This window comes from Bacillus sp. EB01 (assembly GCF_000613125.1).
Lineage (GTDB): Bacteria > Bacillota > Bacilli > Bacillales > Cytobacillaceae > Bacillus_D.
Genome location: NZ_HG964497.1, coordinates 4,547,769 through 4,566,742, shown reverse-complemented (window position 1 = coordinate 4,566,742; position 18,974 = coordinate 4,547,769). Strand labels below are relative to the sequence as shown.

General features: G+C 44.0%; 16 protein-coding genes, 1 tRNA gene and 1 pseudogene. 2 read left to right on the top strand and 16 right to left on the bottom strand.

What is annotated here, in order from left to right; translation table 11 throughout:
* Positions 1-96: 96 nt before the first annotated feature.
* Both TY16_RS21425 and TY16_RS21420 read right to left on the bottom strand, forming a co-directional pair.
* Positions 97-375: a DUF1292 domain-containing protein gene (locus tag TY16_RS21425; protein WP_043933799.1), complete on the bottom strand. Its 279-nt coding sequence runs from the start codon at positions 373-375 to the stop codon at positions 97-99.
* Between the two features lie 75 nt (positions 376-450).
* Entirely contained in the window at positions 451-711 is a 261-nt protein-coding gene (locus TY16_RS21420; RefSeq protein ID WP_043933798.1) for a hypothetical protein, read from the bottom strand.
* A 116-nt stretch (positions 712-827) separates the two neighbouring features.
* On the opposite strand from TY16_RS21420, the gene TY16_RS21415 reads away from it, so the two are divergent.
* The gene (locus tag TY16_RS21415; RefSeq protein ID WP_043933797.1) at positions 828-1,127 is read left to right on the top strand and encodes a hypothetical protein; all 300 of its coding nucleotides are present in this window, start codon (positions 828-830) and stop codon (positions 1,125-1,127) included.
* 45 nt (positions 1,128-1,172) lie between these two features.
* A tRNA-OTHER gene (locus tag TY16_RS26385) sits at positions 1,173-1,256 on the top strand.
* A 78-nt stretch (positions 1,257-1,334) separates the two neighbouring features.
* Here TY16_RS26385 and TY16_RS21410 read toward each other — a convergent pair.
* From TY16_RS21410 to glgB, 14 genes and pseudogenes are all read right to left on the bottom strand, one after another.
* Positions 1,335-3,260 carry an endonuclease MutS2 gene (locus TY16_RS21410; protein ID WP_043933796.1) on the bottom strand — a complete coding sequence of 642 codons (1,926 nt, stop codon included), beginning with the start codon at positions 3,258-3,260 and terminating at the stop codon, positions 1,335-1,337.
* A 434-nt stretch (positions 3,261-3,694) separates the two neighbouring features.
* Positions 3,695-4,354 (bottom strand): 3-oxoacid CoA-transferase subunit B, encoded by a 660-nt coding sequence (locus TY16_RS21405; RefSeq protein WP_269320316.1) that lies wholly within the window; start codon positions 4,352-4,354, stop codon positions 3,695-3,697.
* A gap of 152 nt (positions 4,355-4,506) precedes the next feature.
* Entirely contained in the window at positions 4,507-4,668 is a 162-nt protein-coding gene (locus TY16_RS26380; RefSeq protein WP_155922296.1) for a hypothetical protein, read from the bottom strand.
* A 350-nt stretch (positions 4,669-5,018) separates the two neighbouring features.
* The gene (locus tag TY16_RS21400) at positions 5,019-5,783 is read right to left on the bottom strand and encodes a DUF429 domain-containing protein (RefSeq protein ID WP_043933795.1); all 765 of its coding nucleotides are present in this window, start codon (positions 5,781-5,783) and stop codon (positions 5,019-5,021) included.
* A gap of 1 nt (position 5,784) precedes the next feature.
* Entirely contained in the window at positions 5,785-6,753 is a 969-nt protein-coding gene (locus TY16_RS21395) for a ring-cleaving dioxygenase (RefSeq protein WP_043933794.1), read from the bottom strand.
* 464 nt (positions 6,754-7,217) lie between these two features.
* Positions 7,218-8,072 carry a manganese catalase family protein gene (locus TY16_RS21385; RefSeq protein WP_043933792.1) on the bottom strand — a complete coding sequence of 285 codons (855 nt, stop codon included), beginning with the start codon at positions 8,070-8,072 and terminating at the stop codon, positions 7,218-7,220.
* A gap of 152 nt (positions 8,073-8,224) precedes the next feature.
* Entirely contained in the window at positions 8,225-9,217 is a 993-nt protein-coding gene (locus TY16_RS21380; protein WP_043933791.1) for a zinc-binding dehydrogenase, read from the bottom strand.
* A gap of 123 nt (positions 9,218-9,340) precedes the next feature.
* A complete protein-coding gene (locus tag TY16_RS21375) occupies positions 9,341-9,790 on the bottom strand; it encodes a DUF6376 family protein (RefSeq protein ID WP_043933790.1) in 450 nt (149 codons plus the stop codon).
* Between the two features lie 71 nt (positions 9,791-9,861).
* A pseudogene (locus TY16_RS21370) lies at positions 9,862-10,442 on the bottom strand (YdcF family protein).
* Positions 10,443-10,520: 78 nt separating this feature from the next.
* Positions 10,521-12,923: a glycogen/starch/alpha-glucan phosphorylase gene (locus TY16_RS21365; RefSeq protein WP_043933789.1), complete on the bottom strand. Its 2,403-nt coding sequence runs from the start codon at positions 12,921-12,923 to the stop codon at positions 10,521-10,523.
* Positions 12,913-14,364 (bottom strand): glycogen synthase GlgA, encoded by a 1,452-nt coding sequence (gene glgA / locus TY16_RS21360; RefSeq protein WP_043933788.1) that lies wholly within the window; start codon positions 14,362-14,364, stop codon positions 12,913-12,915. Before glgA ends, TY16_RS21365 begins: the two co-directional genes overlap by 11 nt.
* A complete protein-coding gene (locus tag TY16_RS21355; RefSeq protein ID WP_043933787.1) occupies positions 14,364-15,389 on the bottom strand; it encodes a sugar phosphate nucleotidyltransferase in 1,026 nt (341 codons plus the stop codon). The genes glgA and TY16_RS21355 overlap by 1 nt, the downstream gene beginning before the upstream one ends.
* A 20-nt stretch (positions 15,390-15,409) precedes the next feature.
* On the bottom strand, positions 15,410-16,555 hold the full coding sequence (locus TY16_RS21350) for a glucose-1-phosphate adenylyltransferase (RefSeq protein WP_043933786.1): 1,146 nt from the start codon (positions 16,553-16,555) through the stop codon (positions 15,410-15,412).
* A complete protein-coding gene (glgB, locus tag TY16_RS21345) occupies positions 16,473-18,431 on the bottom strand; it encodes a 1,4-alpha-glucan branching protein GlgB (protein WP_043933785.1) in 1,959 nt (652 codons plus the stop codon). Before glgB ends, TY16_RS21350 begins: the two co-directional genes overlap by 83 nt.
* Between the last annotated feature and the right edge of the window lie 543 nt (positions 18,432-18,974).

The window sequence follows — 18,974 nt, the reverse complement described above, 5'->3', positions numbered from 1 at the left end:
GGACAATAAATGATGTAATTAAACAAGATGGGCTAGTGACTAAGAATTAGGCACAAAAATAGGGAGAGCTTGGTTTTATAAGCTCTCCCTTGTTTTTTACTCGTTATCTTCTTCCTCGTCCATTACTCTCTCGAATTCTGCCGCCACTTTATCAAACTCTTCATCTGTTTGAATTGCATCGAGGTCGCCTTCCTCATCAACTTTCAGGAAGAAAATGTCGATATCGTCCTCGGTATCTTCCTCCAGATCCTCGATAAAGCTTACTGCAACGTATTCAGCACCATCAAGTTCCATGACAGCAAGTACTTCAACCTGCTGTTCTTCATCATTTTCATCAGCAATGGTGAAAATTTCACCAACTTCAATCTTTTCCATAAAACGTCTCCTCTCTACAGATGGTTAGGACATTCCTTCATTATTTTCCCAAAAAGAGAAGAATTCATGCCCTGATCACACATCAAATTCTTTAACTTTTTCTAACTTCTCGACAAGCACCATGCAGCGTTTTTCGCCAAGTTCATAAATGTACATCGAGTTTTCTTTTTCGACAAGCAGTTTTTTAAACTGGATGTCGCCTTCAATATTATACTGATTGAGCAACTCAATCAACTTATTATAGATTTGTTCCTTCTTCGGCTCAATGGTTGAAGCAATCTTAATCGGCATCGGCAGGCCGGGAATTTTATAGGTTGTTAAAATCACTGTCTCCAATTGGCTTCACTCCTTACTCTTGCAATTCGACATTTCCCCGGATTTCCCTGCATGAACGTGAAAACTTTTTATCAATCGCGTATACTTAAGCTAACATGGCAGAAGGAGAACAAGAGATGAATAACAAAGAACTTCAGGATAGAATCATCGAGAATTACCAGGCCGATGAGAAAATGATGATCCTAGTTTTCGCGCAGTGGTGCATCAACAATGACCTTGACCCTGAGGAAATCTATTTAAAAGCCTATCCCCATCAAGGCTCCAACCATGCCTTGCGGGAAGCGCTTGAATTGACTGTATCAAAAGACGAAGCCGGCGAAGTGCCTGATCAGACCTTACTTGGCGTATTATCACTTTTTGGTAATGACGATCTTGCATTTATCGTAACCGAAGAAATCTCGAAAAGAAAAAGATAGGGAAATTTGCATAATTTCCCTTGATTGTCCCTATACTTATTATGAAAGCTTGTAGCTCAACGGCAGAGCAGCCACCAGCCTAATCGCAGGCTGATGTGCATCTTGCGGGTTCAAGTCCCGCCAGGCTTTCTTTTATTTTGTCCTAAAAAAGCTCTCGAAATGGTATCTCCGAAATAGTAGACACCATTCCTCTAATACCCGGTTTCCCTACTCCTCATGCTCTATCACAATATCCCCATGCCGCTTTGACATGATTTTGCTCTTTTTTCGATAATCCTTGGACTTAAACACAATATTAAAATCATAGTCCTCGGGATAAAGTTCAGCAGCTGCTATTTTCAGCGTTAATCGTTTGTGGTTGATTATTCGCTTTTCACCTTTAATCTGGACAACGTAATTTCCTTGCTCATCCGGACCCTTATAAACGATACCAAATTCATTGTCAGGAGATATCGTGACATTATCACCCATGGAATAGTGCTGGACATGCCCTTGGGCCTTTTGCACCTGTTTTTTTCGCTGCTGGTGACGATTAACGATTATTTGCCTATCCATATCTTTCTTTTTACTATCCTCAATGCGGATATCTCCGTATACCTTTTCTTCCTTATACGTTATTTGATGTGCCCTTTCAATCAGCTTCGGGTGGACCCCAAGCTTCAATGCGATGGCAAATGCCTGGCTTTCCCCGCCCTTGCCGATAGTGAGCCGATATGTTGGCTTCAGGGTATTGATATCAAACTCCATCGATCCGTTTATGAATCCCTCATGGCGGTCCGCAAAATCCTTGATTTCACTATAGTGGGTCGTCGCCAGCAGGGTTGCCCCTTTAGCGTAAAGCTGTTCAAGTATAGCTGTGGCAAGCCCCATTCCTTCACCAGGATCAGTTCCGGATCCCAGCTCATCCAGCAAGACGAGGGACCTGTCATTTGTTTCTTTTAAAATCTCTATGATGTTGACGATTCTTGAACTGAACGTGCTTAGATTTTCTGTAATACTCTGGCCATCACCGATATCGACGAGAATATTCTGGTAGACGGCGATTTCACTTCCTTCCTCCACCGGTAAAAATAGACCCGATTGAGCCATGAGTGTCAAAAGTCCGACAGTTTTAATGGAAACTGTTTTTCCTCCGGTATTGGGGCCGGTAATGACCAATGCATTTTCCGGAACACCAAGCTCGATGGTAAGCGGGACTGCTTGCTCACCGAGTAATGGATGTTTCGCGCCCTTAAGTCTGATGATATGAGATTCGTTTACTGAAACCTTCTTCCCATCCATTGCCCGGCTGTATTTTGCTTTTGCAAACAGAAAGTCGTAATGGACCATAGTTTCGACAGCGAGGCGCAATTGCTGCTCATTTGCCTCCACAAGTCCGGTCAAGTAACTAAGGATTTTTTCTACCTCCGATTCTTCATCGGACTTTAGCCAAAATAATTCATCATGGTAAGAAGATATTTCCTCGGGCTCAATATAAACGGTCGAACCGGAAGCCGATGTATCTAGAACTGCACCTTTTATCTTTGTCCTGTATTCCTTTTTAACAGAAATAACATAGCGGCCGTCTCTTAATCCTACTGTATTCTCCTGCAAATACGTTTTGTATTTAGCGGAGCGGACCAGCTGCTGAACCTTCTCCTTTAGACGTTCTTCCTGGACAGCAATTTGCTTTCGTATTTTTAATAGCTCCTTACTGGCGTAGTCATCCACACCGCCATGGCGGATGCAGCGGATAATTTCAGCACCAAGTGCAGGCAATTCATCGATGGCAAAAATATAACTGGTTACCCTCGGTGCAACAAAATCCTTATCCTTCATAAACCGCTTCATTTTAACGCAGCAATCCAAAAAATCATACAGGCGGCTGAATTGCTCCGGCTTCAAGGCTGAACCTTTATTGATTCCCTTAAGTATTGAATCAATTCCTTCGAGCCCATGAACAGGGACGCTCGTACTGATCTTCATAATCTCCACGACTTCGGAAAGTTCGTCCAGTAAAGATTCAATTTGGTTTATATTCGTTGATGGCATCAAGTTAACAAGTTTTTCTTTTCCCGCAGTCGTTAATGCATATGCCGCAAGTTCTTCTCTAATTTTCTCAAAATCGAGAACCTTAAACGTATGAGTATTCATTTTTTCCAATCCTCCAAAAATAAAAATAGCCGCGCTGAACAGATCAGCGCGGCTTAAAAATGGCGGTTATTATCCACCACTTCTCCTCAAAAAAACCAAAATAAATAGCATATGCACATTGTACACAGCTACAGTCGGTTTAAGGAATGCATGCTTGTATGTCCATTTGTTCTTAACTACCATTCCTGACCATAACGAAATAAACCTGCTAAATGAGGCTTTCTGGCCTGAAACGAGTTATCCAATTGTGTTGGATTAGTTAAGAACGGCTCCCGACATAAAACATACTCCCTTGGTAAAGTAATCATTTTCCAATGAAAGCGTACCACATGACTAAAATGAAGTAAAGCGGCAGCTGCCTAAACTTTCAGACAGCTGCAAAATATCCTTTCTGCCGGATTCATTTTCCCCGTTTATAATATTACTTCTAAAAATCACCACTTCTTCAAGCTGTCTGAAATACTGAAATCCGCGCCAGTTTTTTTCCTGAGCTCTTCAATAGAGATGCCATCAGCTATCTCAATCAGCTGCATCTCCTCATTATTGAGGATAAACACACCTAGTTCGGTAACGATCATCTGCGCACACTTTAACCCTGTAACAGGATAATCAAGTTCTTTCACAAGCTTAGGTGTGCCATCCTTGGAAAGATGTGTCATCGCAACAATGATTCTTTTCGCCCCTGGCACAAGATCCATTGCTCCGCCGACTCCAAGGATATCGGACCCGGGCACAGCCCAATTGGCAACTTCACCTTTTTCGCTCACCTGGAGCGCTCCGAGGACGACAACATCAATATGCCCGCCGCGAATCATTCCAAATGAATCGACACTTGAGAAAATCGAAGCACCTGGATCGAGTGTGACTGGATGCTTGCTGGCGCTAATGCAATCCATATCCATCTCGTCAGGAAACGGCGGCGGGCCCATGCCGAGGATACCGTTCTCCGAGTGAAGATAAACTCCCTGGTCCTCCATTAAATAGTTTGGGATAAGCGTTGGAATCCCAACACCAAGATTAACTATCTCCCCCTTTTTTAACTCCATTGCCACTCTCTTGGCAATTCGTTCTTTAGAACCTAACTGTTTTTCCAACCACACCGCACTCCTTGGCAGTAAAAATGAATTAACAAACTGTCTCTATAGGTATTGTTCTTGAAAAAGGTGACCCCGCTCCGAAGACACCTGAAAAATCATTAACAATTCTTTTTTAAATTTAAAATTTCCGTGGACTTTCCTCGCTGATGTCATCCCGATTCAATAGCCCCATCCATAAAGCTGGCCCATCCATTTACAAAGTAGTTCCCGCCAGGAAAACATAATTCTCCAATCTGTACCACTCTGCTGTCAGCCCGCAAAAACCTCCCCCCCACACCTATAACATCGTAGTCTTGGTTTCCTGCCTGCATGCGCCTCCCCTCTTGCTGCAATCTGCATTACTATAAATATTTATGAATTAAATTAGGAGATAAGTAGCTTAAGCCAGAAAAAGTGGCTTTTTTACTTTATAAACAGGTAAAATGACCAGACAGCACTTTAATGTTCACAGGGGCGGCGAAGGGTCATATTTATTGCCGGGGGCACGCTTTTGGCTATTAGAACAAAGCTCAAAAAGCCAGCCAAGACATGTCAAGATAAATTGTTACGCACGAACCAATTTATTAACTAAAAAAATAGGGAGGCATCCTCCTTGAGGACCCTCTCCTATTAATCTTGTTTTGTTCGCACTTTGAATTTTAAATTAAACCCACTAGTACAGTTATATACATTTCATTTTTTCCAAATCCTCTTTGGAAAAATGATAAATCCAGCCATCACATTTTCCAATCGGCCCAACATGGGCAGGAAGGAGCGTGCCGCTGCTTCCAAAGGCTATCGCATATAGCGCGCAGATAGCTGCATCGTATGCATCTGTACCCGGCACTAATGCTGTAGGGAGAAGCTGTTTAATTCCTGGGAAAGCTTCTGCTGACTTCCGTTCTTTTACAAGAGCAGGATAAACCTCCAGAATAACCTTATTGGTCTCAGCATTCAAAGCATGAAAAGGGTATGTCACAAAATCCCCATCTTTTTCCCACATTTTAATATGTGCCATTGCAACGGTAGCATTATTGCCAATCCTGTCGAACGTGGCGGAAAGAGGCTTTTTTCCAAACACCGCATGAATATGGCGATCTGTATCCCGATAGGCAAAGATATTATCGATTTCCCTAGCTGGCTTCGTAATATCCACATCAGCCCCACCGAGTAATTGCGCGAAGGCAGACGGAAATGAGAGCGGTGCATCCACGCCAATCACAACCATCGTTTCATCGTCCTCAATCAGCGCGTACTCATTTGAAACAGCTTTTACCAATTCGGGAATTCCGAGCAGCCTGCCTTCCGGGAGTGCAATGGTGGACGGTAAGCCAATCCACTCAACCGACCCCATCTCCTCTTCCCAAACGCATACTGCAACGCCATGGTTATTACCCAGCCAGCCCCCGACGTCCCAGCCAATTCCAATTACCCTAGAATACTTCATGTCATTCGAGATCCAGAGGCCGCAGATTCGCTTCGATATCAGAGCGTTTAGGTTCTAGGTAAGGAGGCAGCGCCAATTTTTCACCAAGGGTATCGACCGGTTCATCGGCAGCAAACCCTGGTGTATCCGTCGAAAACTCAAATAGAATATGATTTGGCTCCCTGAAGTACAACGCTTTAAAATAGTATCGCTCTACCTCCCCAGAATTCATCAGTCCGCTTGCCTTTATTTTTTCAACCCACTGAGCAAACTCCTGTTCATTAGGAATCCGGAATGCAACATGGTGAACACCGCCGCGGCCAAGCCGTTCTCGCGGCAGATCCGGCCTTGACTCGATATGTACTTCCGCACCAGCTCCGCCCTCACCTGTAGCAAAAACCTGAATATCAGGGAAATCACCTGCCGGGGAAGGAAAAGAACCAACAGGCCGAAAGCCCATAATATTCGTAAGCACATTAACGGTTGGCTCTGGATCACCCACTGTCAATGTTACAGGGCCTAATCCAAGGATTGCATGCTCAATAGGAATACCAGAGCCATCCCATGTTTTGCCAGGAGCCACTCCTTCCTCGCCATTATCAGCTACAAGAAGAAGTTTAGTACCCTCATAATCCTGAAACTCCAGTACATAACGTCCCGCGCGCTCCGAAATGTCTTGATGATAAACACCCAGTTCATCGAATCGGTTTTTCCAAAACTTGAGTGATTCTGTATTCCGCACACGCAGCGATGTGGACGAAATGCTCGATTTACCCGGATGTGTCCTTCCAAGCGAAGGAATATCGAAGAATGTAATTTCCGTCCCCGGGCTGCCTACCGCATCCCCATAAAAAAGGTGGTATGACTCGGTATTATCCTGATTCACCGTCTTCTTGACAAGCCGCATCCCGAGCACCTTTGTATAAAACGCATAATTTTTTTCAGCTTTTGCTGTTAACAGCGAAACATGATGGAGCCCTAGAAGATTCAACTCTTTCACCCTTTCCGTTAAAACTTATTTTTATAGTAGCAGTTTGCCATGGTATATGGAAAACATCCACTTTATCCGGTGGACAATACTAGCAAGATTCCTAGTTACTAGAAATTCCCTCCATTACCATTACAGGTACATCTGAGGGTTCCCTTCATTTTGTTTATGAAGACGGGAACAGACCTTATAATTATCCTTTGTCATCCTTCATTCGGCTTATGAACGGGAACAGACCTATAAATCATGCCTTGTCATCCTTCATTCGGCTTATGAAGACGGGAACAGACCTATTAATCATCCCCTGCCATTCTTCATACGGCCTGGAATTATCTAAACAGAATCCCGCGTTGTAAATACGAAACACCATAAAGGCCATATACAAATTTAGCCCCTGACAGGCACTTTTCCTTTCCAATATGCCCCTAAAAGCAAAGACCCCGCCAACCAAGGGCGGGGTTCCTTACCTATCTGTTCAAATCACTTATTCCAGGGGCATGTTCATTAGGCATCTCAGGCATCATCGGTACCGGGAAGCCCTCAGGCGGCGGGCCAACCTGAAGCTCACCGTCATTCCGGCTCGGGGACTTGCCGCTAAAGATTTCAGCAACCAGCGTATCATCAAGCCTGAAGTTAAAGAACGCATTATGAAAGCCCATGTCCACATACTTCTTACATTCAGGGTATTTGTTAATATCGTAATTCGGGACCGGGAACACTTTCCCCCAATCAACCCCCAGCGTCTCAAGCGCCTTCGCAAACGCATTTTGGTGCGCACTATCACGCACAATCAAGAACGCGAGCGTTTCACGGAAAGTCTTATTCGTGCTCATCTCATAAATCCTCGATTTCTGAAGCACCCCTGTCGACTCCAGCGTTAAATTGGACAACAAATTCCCAACCAGATTGCCATGGTCGTACACCCACGAACCATTCCACGGATTGCCGGCAGCATCCTCAGGAACCGAAGCCTGCGCCCCAATAATATAATGATGAGGATTCGAATGCATAATCGGGTCCTGAAGTGGAGCACCGCTTTGACTAGCCGAACCAACACCAGGCTCGCCCGACTCATTCAGTAAATGATTAATTGTCGTCTGCACAAGCTCAACATGTGCAATCTCCTCCAGGAAAATTCCGCGTAGCAAATCCCTGAACTTCTTGTCTTTACCACGGAAATTCGAGCTTTGGAAAAAGTACTGCATCATCGTCCGCATTTCGCCAAAATGCCCGCCGAGAATTTCCTGCATCACCTTCGCAGCTGCCGGATCCGGCTTGTCCGGCGTAATAATATTAATCAAATCTTCCCTGTAAAAATACATACCTCTAACCCCACTTTCAGATTACAGCCAAAACCTGGCCGTTTCTGTTAGCTTGCACAATCGAACATTAAACATGCGCAAAAATGGGTTTTTAAGGCTTTTTTGGAAAAAGGGTCGACACCTTAATGGACCCCGTAACACTTTATATGCCATCAATCTACTATAAAGCCAACCTTACCGAGCTGTTCAGCCTTATTAAGCAAATCAAATGCCTTCTTATAATCTTCCAGGGAAAACATCGCTTCAATTACAGGACGTACATTATGCTTTTCGATGAAACCAAGCATGTCCCTGTATTCTTCCCCACTTCCCATTGTCGAACCAAGCAGATTGTATTGCCCATAAAAGAAACTGCGCAAATCGAAATCTACCACATCACCTGCAGATGCGCCGAACGTAACCATTGTACCACCCGGCCTTAATTGGGATAGTGACTTATTAAAGGTTGCTGCACCAATCGATTCAATGACAACATCCATCTTTTCCCCGCCAAGGGATTCAGTCCACTCGCTGCCGCTGTCAAACGCCTTATCAGCTCCAAGTTCGAGCGCTCTACTGCACTTGACCTCGGAACGTGAGCTGACATAGACGGTTGCCCCAACCGCTTTTGCCATTTGCAGCATGAAAGTCGCAACCCCGCCTCCAATCCCCGGGATAAGGATTTTCATTCCTTCACGGATCTTGGCTCTGGTGAACAGAACCCGGTATGCAGTTAGTGCAGCAAGAGAAAGGACACCTGCCTCCTCCCAGGTCAGGTACGCCGGCTTTGGAAAAGCATTTTCCGCTGGAATGAGAACATAGTGGGCGAACGTACCGTTGGATGGATGGCCAAGGATTTCAAATCCTGCAGGAGGTGCCTCTGTATTATGCTTCCAGCCCAAGCCCGGATTAATGATAACCTCATTACCAATAGAAATGCCTTTCACCCCTTCGCCAACTTCATCGACTACGCCTGCTCCGTCAGAACCGAGCACTAGGGGCGGTTCTGTTTCTTTGTGCCGCTCCAGGGTTATCAAGTCGCGATGGTTCATGCCCGCAGCCTTGAGGCGGATCCGTACCTGGCCAGGGCCTGGTACAGGTGTATCAAATTCTCTGTAAATCAATCCTTCCATTCCTGTTTTACTTTCGTGTACTAGCGCCTTCATTACCTCACCCCGTTATCTTATTTTCTATGTCTCTATTTTGGCTTAATTCACCTGAAAAAGCACTTATTTTACTCTAATAAAAAAAGCGCCCGAATATTTATTCAGGCGCTCTCCGTCTCCGTATTAGTTCCCCAGCTCCTTGATTTGGTCAAGCAAGCTTTTGATATCAGCGATTGGCTGAGCAAGTTCTTCACTATTTAAAACCTTTTCATCAAGAGTTCCATTCTCAATATAGCCAAGGTATTCATCAATTTTCCCTTCAAGCTGCTGATTCTTTTCAAGGATGTTGTTATGCAAATCCTCAGCTACTCCGGGTGCTTTAAGCTCTGCGAACTGGTCAATTTCCGTTTTCATCGTTTCCAGCTCTTTTTTCAGGTCTTCAACAGCTTGTTCATCCTGCATTGCTTTTTCAACCTTTGCAGGTACTTCCTTTGCGAAATCCGCAGCTTTGTTTACATACTCAGTAGCATCATTTGCGTATGAAAGGGTGTTATTCGCCTCTTCAAGGAATGAACAACCCGATAGGAAAAGTGATAGACTTAACAACAATACTCCAACAAGTTTACTTTTCATCCCGTCACCTCCTTTGGTTAATCATAAAGCAAAATGAGCTTTTTTGCCACACCACTCCTCTTTAAGCGCTTTCAGAATATCTGTGTCAAATAATATTTTGTGATGGCCAAATACTCACGTGCATACGATTTTACTAAAGCCTGAGCAGGCGTTTCCCCGGGCAGCCCTTCTGCATCTAACCCATAATCCCCAGCAATCATCTTCGCGCGATAAATATGGAAGTCATTTGTCACGACAAGTCCCTTGGCTGCATTTTCCGGTATCAGCTTTTTGGAAAAAGCGATATTCTCGTATGTACTTGTTGATTTGTCCTCAAGGATAATCCGCTCTTCTTCAATACCCCTTTTTATCAGCTCGCTCTTGATTGACACTGCTTCCGATATATTCTCCCCTTTTCCCTGACCGCCTGAAGCAATCGCAACAGTTTGCGGATTATCTTGCAGATAGTCAGCGGCGCCTCAATCCTGGCCTTTAAAGCCAGAGATGGAATATCCCCTTTTACCCTTGCACCAAGGATAATCATGTAATCCGCCCCAGCTTTTGGTGTTTCGTTTCCATTCCTTGTAATAAAATAATGCAGGACTGCCACATAAATAAGTCCTGCCACGAATAAAAACAGCACTAGTTTTTTGATTAGCATGCGCTTCCTCATCCTTTTTCTCCCTGTCCCCAAATCGTATATAACACTTAATGGGAGGCCAGTTTCCTGCGGCCTCCCTATTCTCTATTTTTATTTAATGATGACCGGCTCAGTATGCCAGATGTCGTCCGCATATTCACGGATGGTTCTGTCACTTGAGAAGAAACCGGATTTCGCAATGTTAACAAGACTTTTCTTTTGCCAATTCTCCTTGTTACCGAATTCGCGGCCAATTTGTTCCTGGATGTCTGCATATGATGCAAAGTCCCTGAACACGAAATATTGGTCATTATAGGCAAGAAGCGAATCATAGATTTCTGTGAATTCCCCATATGTATCTGGGAAGAATCCGTTCACAAGCTGATCGACAACCATTCTGATCCGCCTGTCATAGTGATAATACTCATGGGCATGATAACCGCCGTTCCTCTGGAATTCCAGGACTTCAGCAGCGCTCAGGCCAAACAGGTAGATATTGTCCCTGCCAACAAGTTCAGTGATTTCGACGTTTGCACCATCAAGCGTCCCGACGGTCAGTGCCCCGTTCATCATGAACTTCATGTTCCCCGTGCCGGACGCCTCCTTGCTAGCGGTTGAAATCTGTTCGCTCACATCCGCAGCCGGGAAGATTTCCTCACCCAATGACACTCGGTAATTTTCAAGGAAAATCACTTTGATTCGCCCATTTATCGCCGGGTCGTTATTTACCTTTTCAGCAACTGAATTAATCAGCTTGATAACCTTTTTGGCAAAATAGTAGCCGGGTGAAGCCTTCGCACCAAAAATGAACGTTCTTGGATGCATCTCATAATTCGGATTTTCCTTTATTCTGTTGTATAGGTACATGATATGAAGGACATTCAAGAGCTGGCGTTTGTAGGCATGCAGCCGTTTGACCTGGATGTCGAAAATCGAATGCGGATCGACAGTAATACCTGTTTGTGTATGAATCCTTTCAGCGAGCCTTTCCTTATTGCCAAGCTTGATATCAGCAAGTTTTTCAAGGAATGCGCTGCTGTTCTTGAATTCCATCAGCCGTTCGAGCTGCTCGGTATCCTTAATCCACGTATCACCAATTGACTCAGTTATAAGATTGGTCAGGCGAGGATTCGCTTTCATGAGCCAGCGCCTGTGCGTGATGCCGTTTGTCTTATTATTGAACCGGTCGGGGTATACCTGATAGTACAGGTTCATCTCACGTTCCTTCAGAATATCCGTATGAAGCTTCGCAACACCATTGATGCTATGGCTGCCTACAATAGAAAGAGGAGCCATGCGCACCTGGTCATGAGCGATGATTGCCATCTCCTCGATTCGCTTCCAGTCACCCGGGTATTTTTCCCAAAGGCTCCGACAGAAGCGTTCGTTGATTTCCTCGACAATCATATAAATCCTTGGCAGCAGCGGCTGGAAAATCCGAACCGGCCAGCGTTCAAGCGCTTCAGAAAGTGTCGTATGATTTGTGTATGATAGCGTATTGACTGTTAAATGCCATGCCTCATCCCAGCCAAGGCCTTCATCATCCATGAGAATCCTCATAAGCTCGGGGACAGCGAGGGCGGGATGTGTATCGTTAATATGGATACTCGTATGCTCATGCAATTCAAAGATGCTTTTGTTTTTCTTTTTAAAAGATTTAATAATTGCCCTTAGCGAAGATGCAACCAGAAGATACTGTTGTTTCAGGCGAAGGATTTTCCCATCATCGTGCGTATCATCCGGGTAAAGGAATTCACAGATCGCTTCTGTATCCTTCTTATACTTCAGAATATCAGTACCCGCATTGAATTTGGAAGGCTCGGCACTCCAAAGCCGAAGTGTGTTAACGGTTTTTGTGTTATGGCCCAGGACTGGCATATCATAAGGGACGGCCATGACCACTTCCGCGTTGACATGGCGAAATACCAGACGGCCATTTTCCATCACGCTTTCCACTTTGCCCCAGAACGGTATATCCTCTGCTTCATCGCCCTTTCGGACCTCCCAGACGTGGCCATGCTTCAGCCATTGTTCAGGAAGTTCGACCTGATAGCCATCGACTATCTTTTGCTCAAACAAACCGTGCCTATATCGGATCCCGCATCCATGGCCAGGAAGGCTCAGGGAAGCAAGCGAATCAAGGAAGCAGGCAGCAAGCCGGCCAAGACCTCCGTTGCCAAGCCCCGCATCAGCCTCATATTCCTCAAGGTCATCGAGGTCGACACCGAGCTCATTTAAGCCTTTGCTGACAACTTCCTCTATGCCAAGATTCATAAGATTATGGCGGAGAAGCCGGCCAAGCAAGAATTCTATTGAAAGGTAATATACCTGCTTTTTCCCTGATGACCGGTATGCTTCATTCGTTTTAATCCAGTTCGTGCTCACATGCTCCCTAATCATTGTCCCGAGTGTCTGGAACTGTTCCCTTCTTGTACTCTCATCAAAAGTAGTACCATAGGACATTTCCAGCTTTCTTAAATATGCTGATTTGAATTCAGGGACATTAGAAAACATGAGAATCACTCCTTTTTACAAGACTGCTGTACAACTTCCCGTATTCACGAGCAGACTGAGTCCAGCTGAAGTCGAGTTCCATCATTTTTTTCACAATATTTTCCCACTCATTTTTATGGTGATAGAAAGATAGTGCGCGTTCAATTGTATAGAGCATATCATGCGCGTTAAAGTTGGTGAACGTAAAGCCGTTCCCTTTACCGGTAAATTCGTTATACGGTTTGACCGTGTCATTAAGGCCTCCGGTTTCCCTAACGATCGGGACAGCCCCGTACCGCATTGCGATTAGTTGGCTAAGGCCGCATGGCTCAAATTTTGACGGCATCAAAAACAGGTCAGCGCCGGCATAAATCCGGTGGGCAAACGATTCATCAAACCCAATGAATGCTTTGCATTGTTCAGGATACTGGCTGCTCATCTGACTGAAAAAGGTTTCGAATTCCCTATCGCCTGTTCCAAGTACAATCAGCTGTGCGCCAGTAGCCATAATTTCATGAAAAACACCCCGTACAAGTTCCAGCCCTTTCTGCTTCGTAAGCCTTGTGACCATTGCAATCAGCGGCGTCCCGTCCTCCTGCGGCAGTCCGAAATGATCCTGAATGGCCCGCTTGTTCTTAATCCTGTCTTCCAAATCCCCGGAAGAAAAAGGTGCGGCCAAAAACGGATCATCCTCGGGATTATATAAATCATTATCGATGCCATTCACAATTCCTTCGAGATCCCAGCTTCTCATTCTGAGGACACCATCCAGCCGCTCCCCAAAATAAGCTGTTTTAATTTCTTCCCTATAGGTAGGACTGACTGTGGTGATCTTATCAGCGGAAATCAGTGCGGCTTTCATAAAGTTGATGTTTCCGTGAAATTCAAGCTGTTGAGAATTGAAATACCTGTCATCAAGGCCAAGCAGATCATTCATGACTTCCTTTGGAAAGATTCCTTGAAACTGCAGGTTATGAATCGTAAAAACAGTCTTGATGGTTTCGTAGCCTTCCCTATGGCGATATTGCTCCTGCAAAAGGAAAGGAATCATCCCTGTATGCCAATCGTGGCAATGGATGATATCAGGGTAAAAACCAAGCTGTTCAATGCTTTCAAGAACGGCCCGGTTAAAGTAAGAGAATTTCTCTCCTTCATCATAATCGCCGTACATTTGGCTTCGATAAAAATAATATTGGTTATCGATAAAATAGTATGTGATCCCTTCATGCTCAAGCTGTTCAATCCCGCAATACTGGTTTCGCCAGCCGAGCTGGACAGTGAAATCGGTCACCTTCCGCATTTTTTTCCTGAATTCATCAGGAATCAGTGTATATTTAGGAAGCATAACCCTGACATCATAGCCCAGTTTTGTTAATTCTTTCGGGAGGGAACCAGCAACATCTGCAAGACCGCCAGATTTTATGAATGGTACACACTCCGATACTGCAAAAAGAAGTTTCACTAGTTTTTCCACACTCCCTGTACTCTGCCCTTGCGGATAACATTCGGATTACCTTCTTCGCCTCTCAGCTCCGTGCCATTCGCTATCTTTACATCTTTATCCAATATAACATGGTCGAGGACGCAATTTTCACCAATCTTTGTCTTTTGCATAATGATGCTATTTTTTACAATCGAGCCTTTGCCAATAGTTACACCTCTGGCAATAATGCTGTTTTCAACAACACCTTCTATATAGCTGCCGTTTGCAATCATCGCATTATGGACAGAAGAGGTAGATGTGTACCTTGCAGGCGGTTCATCTTTAACCTTGGTAAGAATTGGTCTTCCTTTTACGAAAAGGCGCTGCCATATTTCAGGCTGAAGCAGGCTTTTGCTAGCTTCAAAATAGCTGCTGATTGAATCAACCATGATAGCGAAGCCTTCATATGAAAAATAGTCGATTTTAAATGGAGCATTTAAATCTGTTACAGCATCGCGCATGCTTAAATAGCCTGTTTCATTCCTTTTTTCGATCAAGTCTAGCAACAGGTCCTTTTTCATCAAATAAATCCCAAGCGAAGCGCCATCTTTCCGAACTTCAGTAATATCACTTTCATTTCGAATATGGTTTTCAAGGACCTCCCTGAAATCCATACTGAATACGGTATAGGAGTTGGCGACCAGGGCATACTTTTGATTGCTTCGTTTAAAAAAGTCAATATTTGCAGCAAAATCCTCAAATGGCCCTATGCCCGTCACCGGCTTATCAAGGCTTGTGGACGGGAAGAAAAACAGACCATCCCTCTTTCTATTCAGATCCCAGTTTCTTCCTGAACCAAGATGGTCCATCAATGACCTGTATTGGTATTTCGAAAATATCCCGACACTTTGAACGCCAGAATTCACCATGTTGGAGAGTATAAAGTCAATCAGGCGATACCTGCCACCAAACGGAATAGCGGCGACGGAACGGTGAATTGTCAGTTCTTCAAGACCTTTATGAACGGTCGTTGCATCTATAATACCTAGCATATCCTTGTTCAAGAATGGCCCCTCCTTTTCTACTATTTTTTAGATAATAGTTCTTCCAATGTGTCTTCAGAGATTAGTACTACTTCCTCATCGCTGCCTTTAATAACAGCTCCCTCAGGAATGGAAATGCCAGGTGAAACAATAGCTTTCTCGATTACGCTGCCAGAGCCAATCACTGCATCCGGCATAATAACAGATTCTTTTACAAACGCTCCTTCTTTAATGGAAACGCCCTGGAATACAACCGTCTTCACAACTTCTCCTTCAATAACACATCCCTCATTGACAAGAGATTCCGTCAACCGAGCTTCCGGACAAATATATTGCGGCGGCTGATTCGGGTTAACCGAGTAAATCCTCCACGACTGGTCAAACAGATTCAATTCCGATGTTTCATCGAGTAAATCCATGTTTGCTTCCCAAAGGCTTTGAACAGTACCAACGTCCTTCCAGTAGCCCTTGAAAGGATAAGCCACAAGTTTCTTTTCATCCCTTAACAGCAGCGGAATAATATCCTTCCCGAAGTCATGGGACGATTCAGGATTTTCATCATCGCGAATCAAATATTCCTCAAGAACCTTCCAATTAAAAATATAAATACCCATCGATGCAAGGTTGCTCTTTGGATTTTTCGGTTTTTCATCGAATTCCACAATCGACAAGTCCTCATTGGTATTCATAATGCCAAATCGGCTGGCTTCGTCCCAAGGGACCTCGATAACTGATATTGTGACATCAGCGTTATTTTCAATATGATGGTCAAGCATAAGTTCATAATTCATTTTATAAATATGGTCTCCTGATAAAATCAGTACATATTCAGGGTCATATTGCCTAAGATAATTTAGATTCTGGAAGATGGCACTTGCTGTTCCGTCATACCATTTCACTTCCGATGAGACACTGTATGGCGGAAGTACGGTTACTCCCCCATCCATCCTATCGAGGTCCCAGGCGCTTCCAATCCCGATATAACTGTTCAGGACAAGTGGCTGATACTGGGTCAGTACCCCAACCGTATAAACTCCTGAATTCGTGCAGTTGCTAAGCGGAAAATCAATGATTCTGTATTTGCCCCCGAACGGGACTCCCGGCTTAGCCAATTCTTTTGTTAGTGAGTTTAGCCTGCTGCCCTGGCCTCCCGCCAGAAGCATGGCTACCATCCTCTTCTTTGACATTGGCATTTATCCCCTTTCTTTTTTTAACAGGCCTTAAAATCGATATTCCGTACGGCGGTACATCCATAACAACCGAAAATGGCTTGCCATGATACGGAATCTCCTCTGCCTTAATTACTTTTTTATTGATAACACCTGAACCGCCAAATTCCACATCATCGCTGTTGAGGATTTCCCGATACCTTTCCGGAGCGGGAACTCCTATCCTGTAATTGGAATAAGCCTGCCAGGTAAAATTGCAAACCACAACTAAGAATTCATCATCTCTTTTGCCGATCCGAAGAAATGAGAAAACAGATTGATTATGGTTGTTTGGGTCAATCCATTCGAAGCCATCGGGTGAGGAGTCTAATTCATATAGCGGTTTTGATCGCTTATATAATTTGTTAAGCTCTTTTACATAATGGTTCAATTCCGCATGCTTCTCATAATCAAGAAGATGCCAATCCAGCTGCTCCTTATCTTTCCATTCGGAAAATTGGCCCAGCTCTGTTCCCATGAAAGTCAGCTTTTTCCCGGGATGGGTTGTTTGGTATCCAAGAAGCAGTCGGAGTTGGGCAAATTTCTGCCAATAATCTCCCGGCATTTTATCGAGAAGCGACTTCTTACCGTGAACCACTTCATCATGAGAGAAAGGTAGAACAAAATTTTCGGAAAAAGCATACATAAGTGAGAAGGTCACCTTATTATGATGATGCCTGCGCTGGTTTGGATCTGTTTCCATGTACTTGAGCATGTCATTCATCCAGCCCATATTCCACTTAAAAGTAAATCCAAGGCCGCCATTGTCCGGGGACTCAGTTACTTTTGGCCAATCCGTGGAATCCTCGGCAATCATGAGGATATTAGGTGAAAATTTAGTTATAGCGGAGTTGAGTTTTTTAAGGAATTCGATCCCAAATGTGTTGACCGCCCTTTCAGAGTTCGGCCAATAAATGATATTGGCAACGGCATCAACTCTGAAGCCATCAATATGGTAGTGTTCAATCCAAAAAATCGCACTCGAGATCAGGAAGCTGATTACTTCCGTCCTCCCAAGATCAAAATTGGCTGTTCCCCATACATGATTTTCCCTATCGATTTCTTTCTTATATTCATAGGCAAATCCGCCGTCGAACCGGTATAGGCCATGGGCATCCTTACAGAAGTGTCCAGGAACCCAATCAAGAATGACCCCTATGCCATTCTGATGACATTTATCCACGAAATACATGAAATCATGCGGAGAGCCGTATCTGCTAGTAACCGAGAAATAGCCTGTGGTCTGGTAGCCCCATGAAATATCCAGGGGGTGCTCGGTAACAGGCATCACTTCAATATGAGAGTACCCATGTTCAAGAACAAAAGGTATCAATTCATCAGCAATTTCCCGGTATGTGAGGAATTCCCCATCTTCTTTCTTTTTCCACGACCCAAGATGCACTTCATATATCGCTGTCGGTTCACCGATGGGTTCCTTTTTCGCCCTTTTCTTCAGCCAGGACTGGTCATTCCATTTATACCCATCAAGCGGCTGAACGACTGAAGCTGTATTTGGCCGAAGTTCCGAGAAGAATGCGTATGGATCAGCCTTTAAAAGCTTTTCTCCTGTCTTTGAGGTTATTTCATATTTGTAGATGGCACCGGTCATATCCTCTTTTTCGTAATAGACCCATACACCTTCTTTATTCACTCTTTCAAATGAGTAGCCCGCGGAATTCCAGTTATTAAAATCCCCTGCAAGTCGGACTTCAACAGCGTTTGGAGCCCAAACGCAGAATCGGGTGTATGGCTGGTCCCCATCATTCAGGACATGGGCCCCAAATAGTTCGTGGCCTTTGTATAGCGCTCCTTCATGAAATAAATGAAGCTGGTATTCTGTTGGACGAAATACCATCCCGTTCACCTGCCATTTTTAATAGTATTCTAGTTTCCTTATAATTACTTGCATAAACATAATAATTATTTCCTGCATAACCATCCTACAGGTCATACATTACTTTTCGACATATCGACTGTAAAAACCTCTTATAATTATCCGAAAACTTATTATTTTTTAATAATATTTTTATAAAGCGGTTCCATACGGACTATACCCAAGCTTTTCTATACCCCACTTTCTAAAAAAGAAAACCTGTGCTCAATAAAATAATATTATCTAAATATAATTTCTCGTCAGATTTTCGGACACTCAAGAGACCTTCTAATCAGAGAGAGTTTAAGAGAATGCTGTCGTAAAGTACATCGAAACACTCTGCCACGAAAGATTTACTAGCATTTCGTTTAGATTTTTGTACCTTCGTTTCCAGTAAAATAAAACTATTTAGTTCAACTGAGAAAATAAAAAATAAAAGTGCTAAATATTGGATTCAAACATACTATTTATGTTGGCAGGATGAATAGGGAGGGATGGTAGTGCGAACAGATGCAATTCACTACA

Coding starts and splice junctions, on each gene's coding strand:
- TY16_RS21350 (WP_043933786.1), bottom strand. CDS start 16,555: ATGTCAAAGAAGAGGATGGTAGCCATGCTTCTGGCGGGAGGCCAGGGC.
- TY16_RS21415 (WP_043933797.1), top strand. CDS start 828: ATGAATAACAAAGAACTTCAGGATAGAATCATCGAGAATTACCAGGCC.
- TY16_RS21380 (WP_043933791.1), bottom strand. CDS start 9,217: ATGAAGGCGCTAGTACACGAAAGTAAAACAGGAATGGAAGGATTGATT.
- TY16_RS21365 (WP_043933789.1), bottom strand. CDS start 12,923: ATGTTTTCTAATGTCCCTGAATTCAAATCAGCATATTTAAGAAAGCTG.
- TY16_RS21385 (WP_043933792.1), bottom strand. CDS start 8,072: ATGTATTTTTACAGGGAAGATTTGATTAATATTATTACGCCGGACAAG.
- TY16_RS21375 (WP_043933790.1), bottom strand. CDS start 9,790: ATGAAAAGTAAACTTGTTGGAGTATTGTTGTTAAGTCTATCACTTTTC.
- TY16_RS26380 (WP_155922296.1), bottom strand. CDS start 4,668: ATGCAGGCAGGAAACCAAGACTACGATGTTATAGGTGTGGGGGGGAGG.
- glgB (WP_043933785.1), bottom strand. CDS start 18,431: ATGGTATTTCGTCCAACAGAATACCAGCTTCATTTATTTCATGAAGGA.
- TY16_RS21400 (WP_043933795.1), bottom strand. CDS start 5,783: ATGAAGTATTCTAGGGTAATTGGAATTGGCTGGGACGTCGGGGGCTGG.
- TY16_RS21425 (WP_043933799.1), bottom strand. CDS start 375: ATGGAAAAGATTGAAGTTGGTGAAATTTTCACCATTGCTGATGAAAAT.
- TY16_RS21410 (WP_043933796.1), bottom strand. CDS start 3,260: ATGAATACTCATACGTTTAAGGTTCTCGATTTTGAGAAAATTAGAGAA.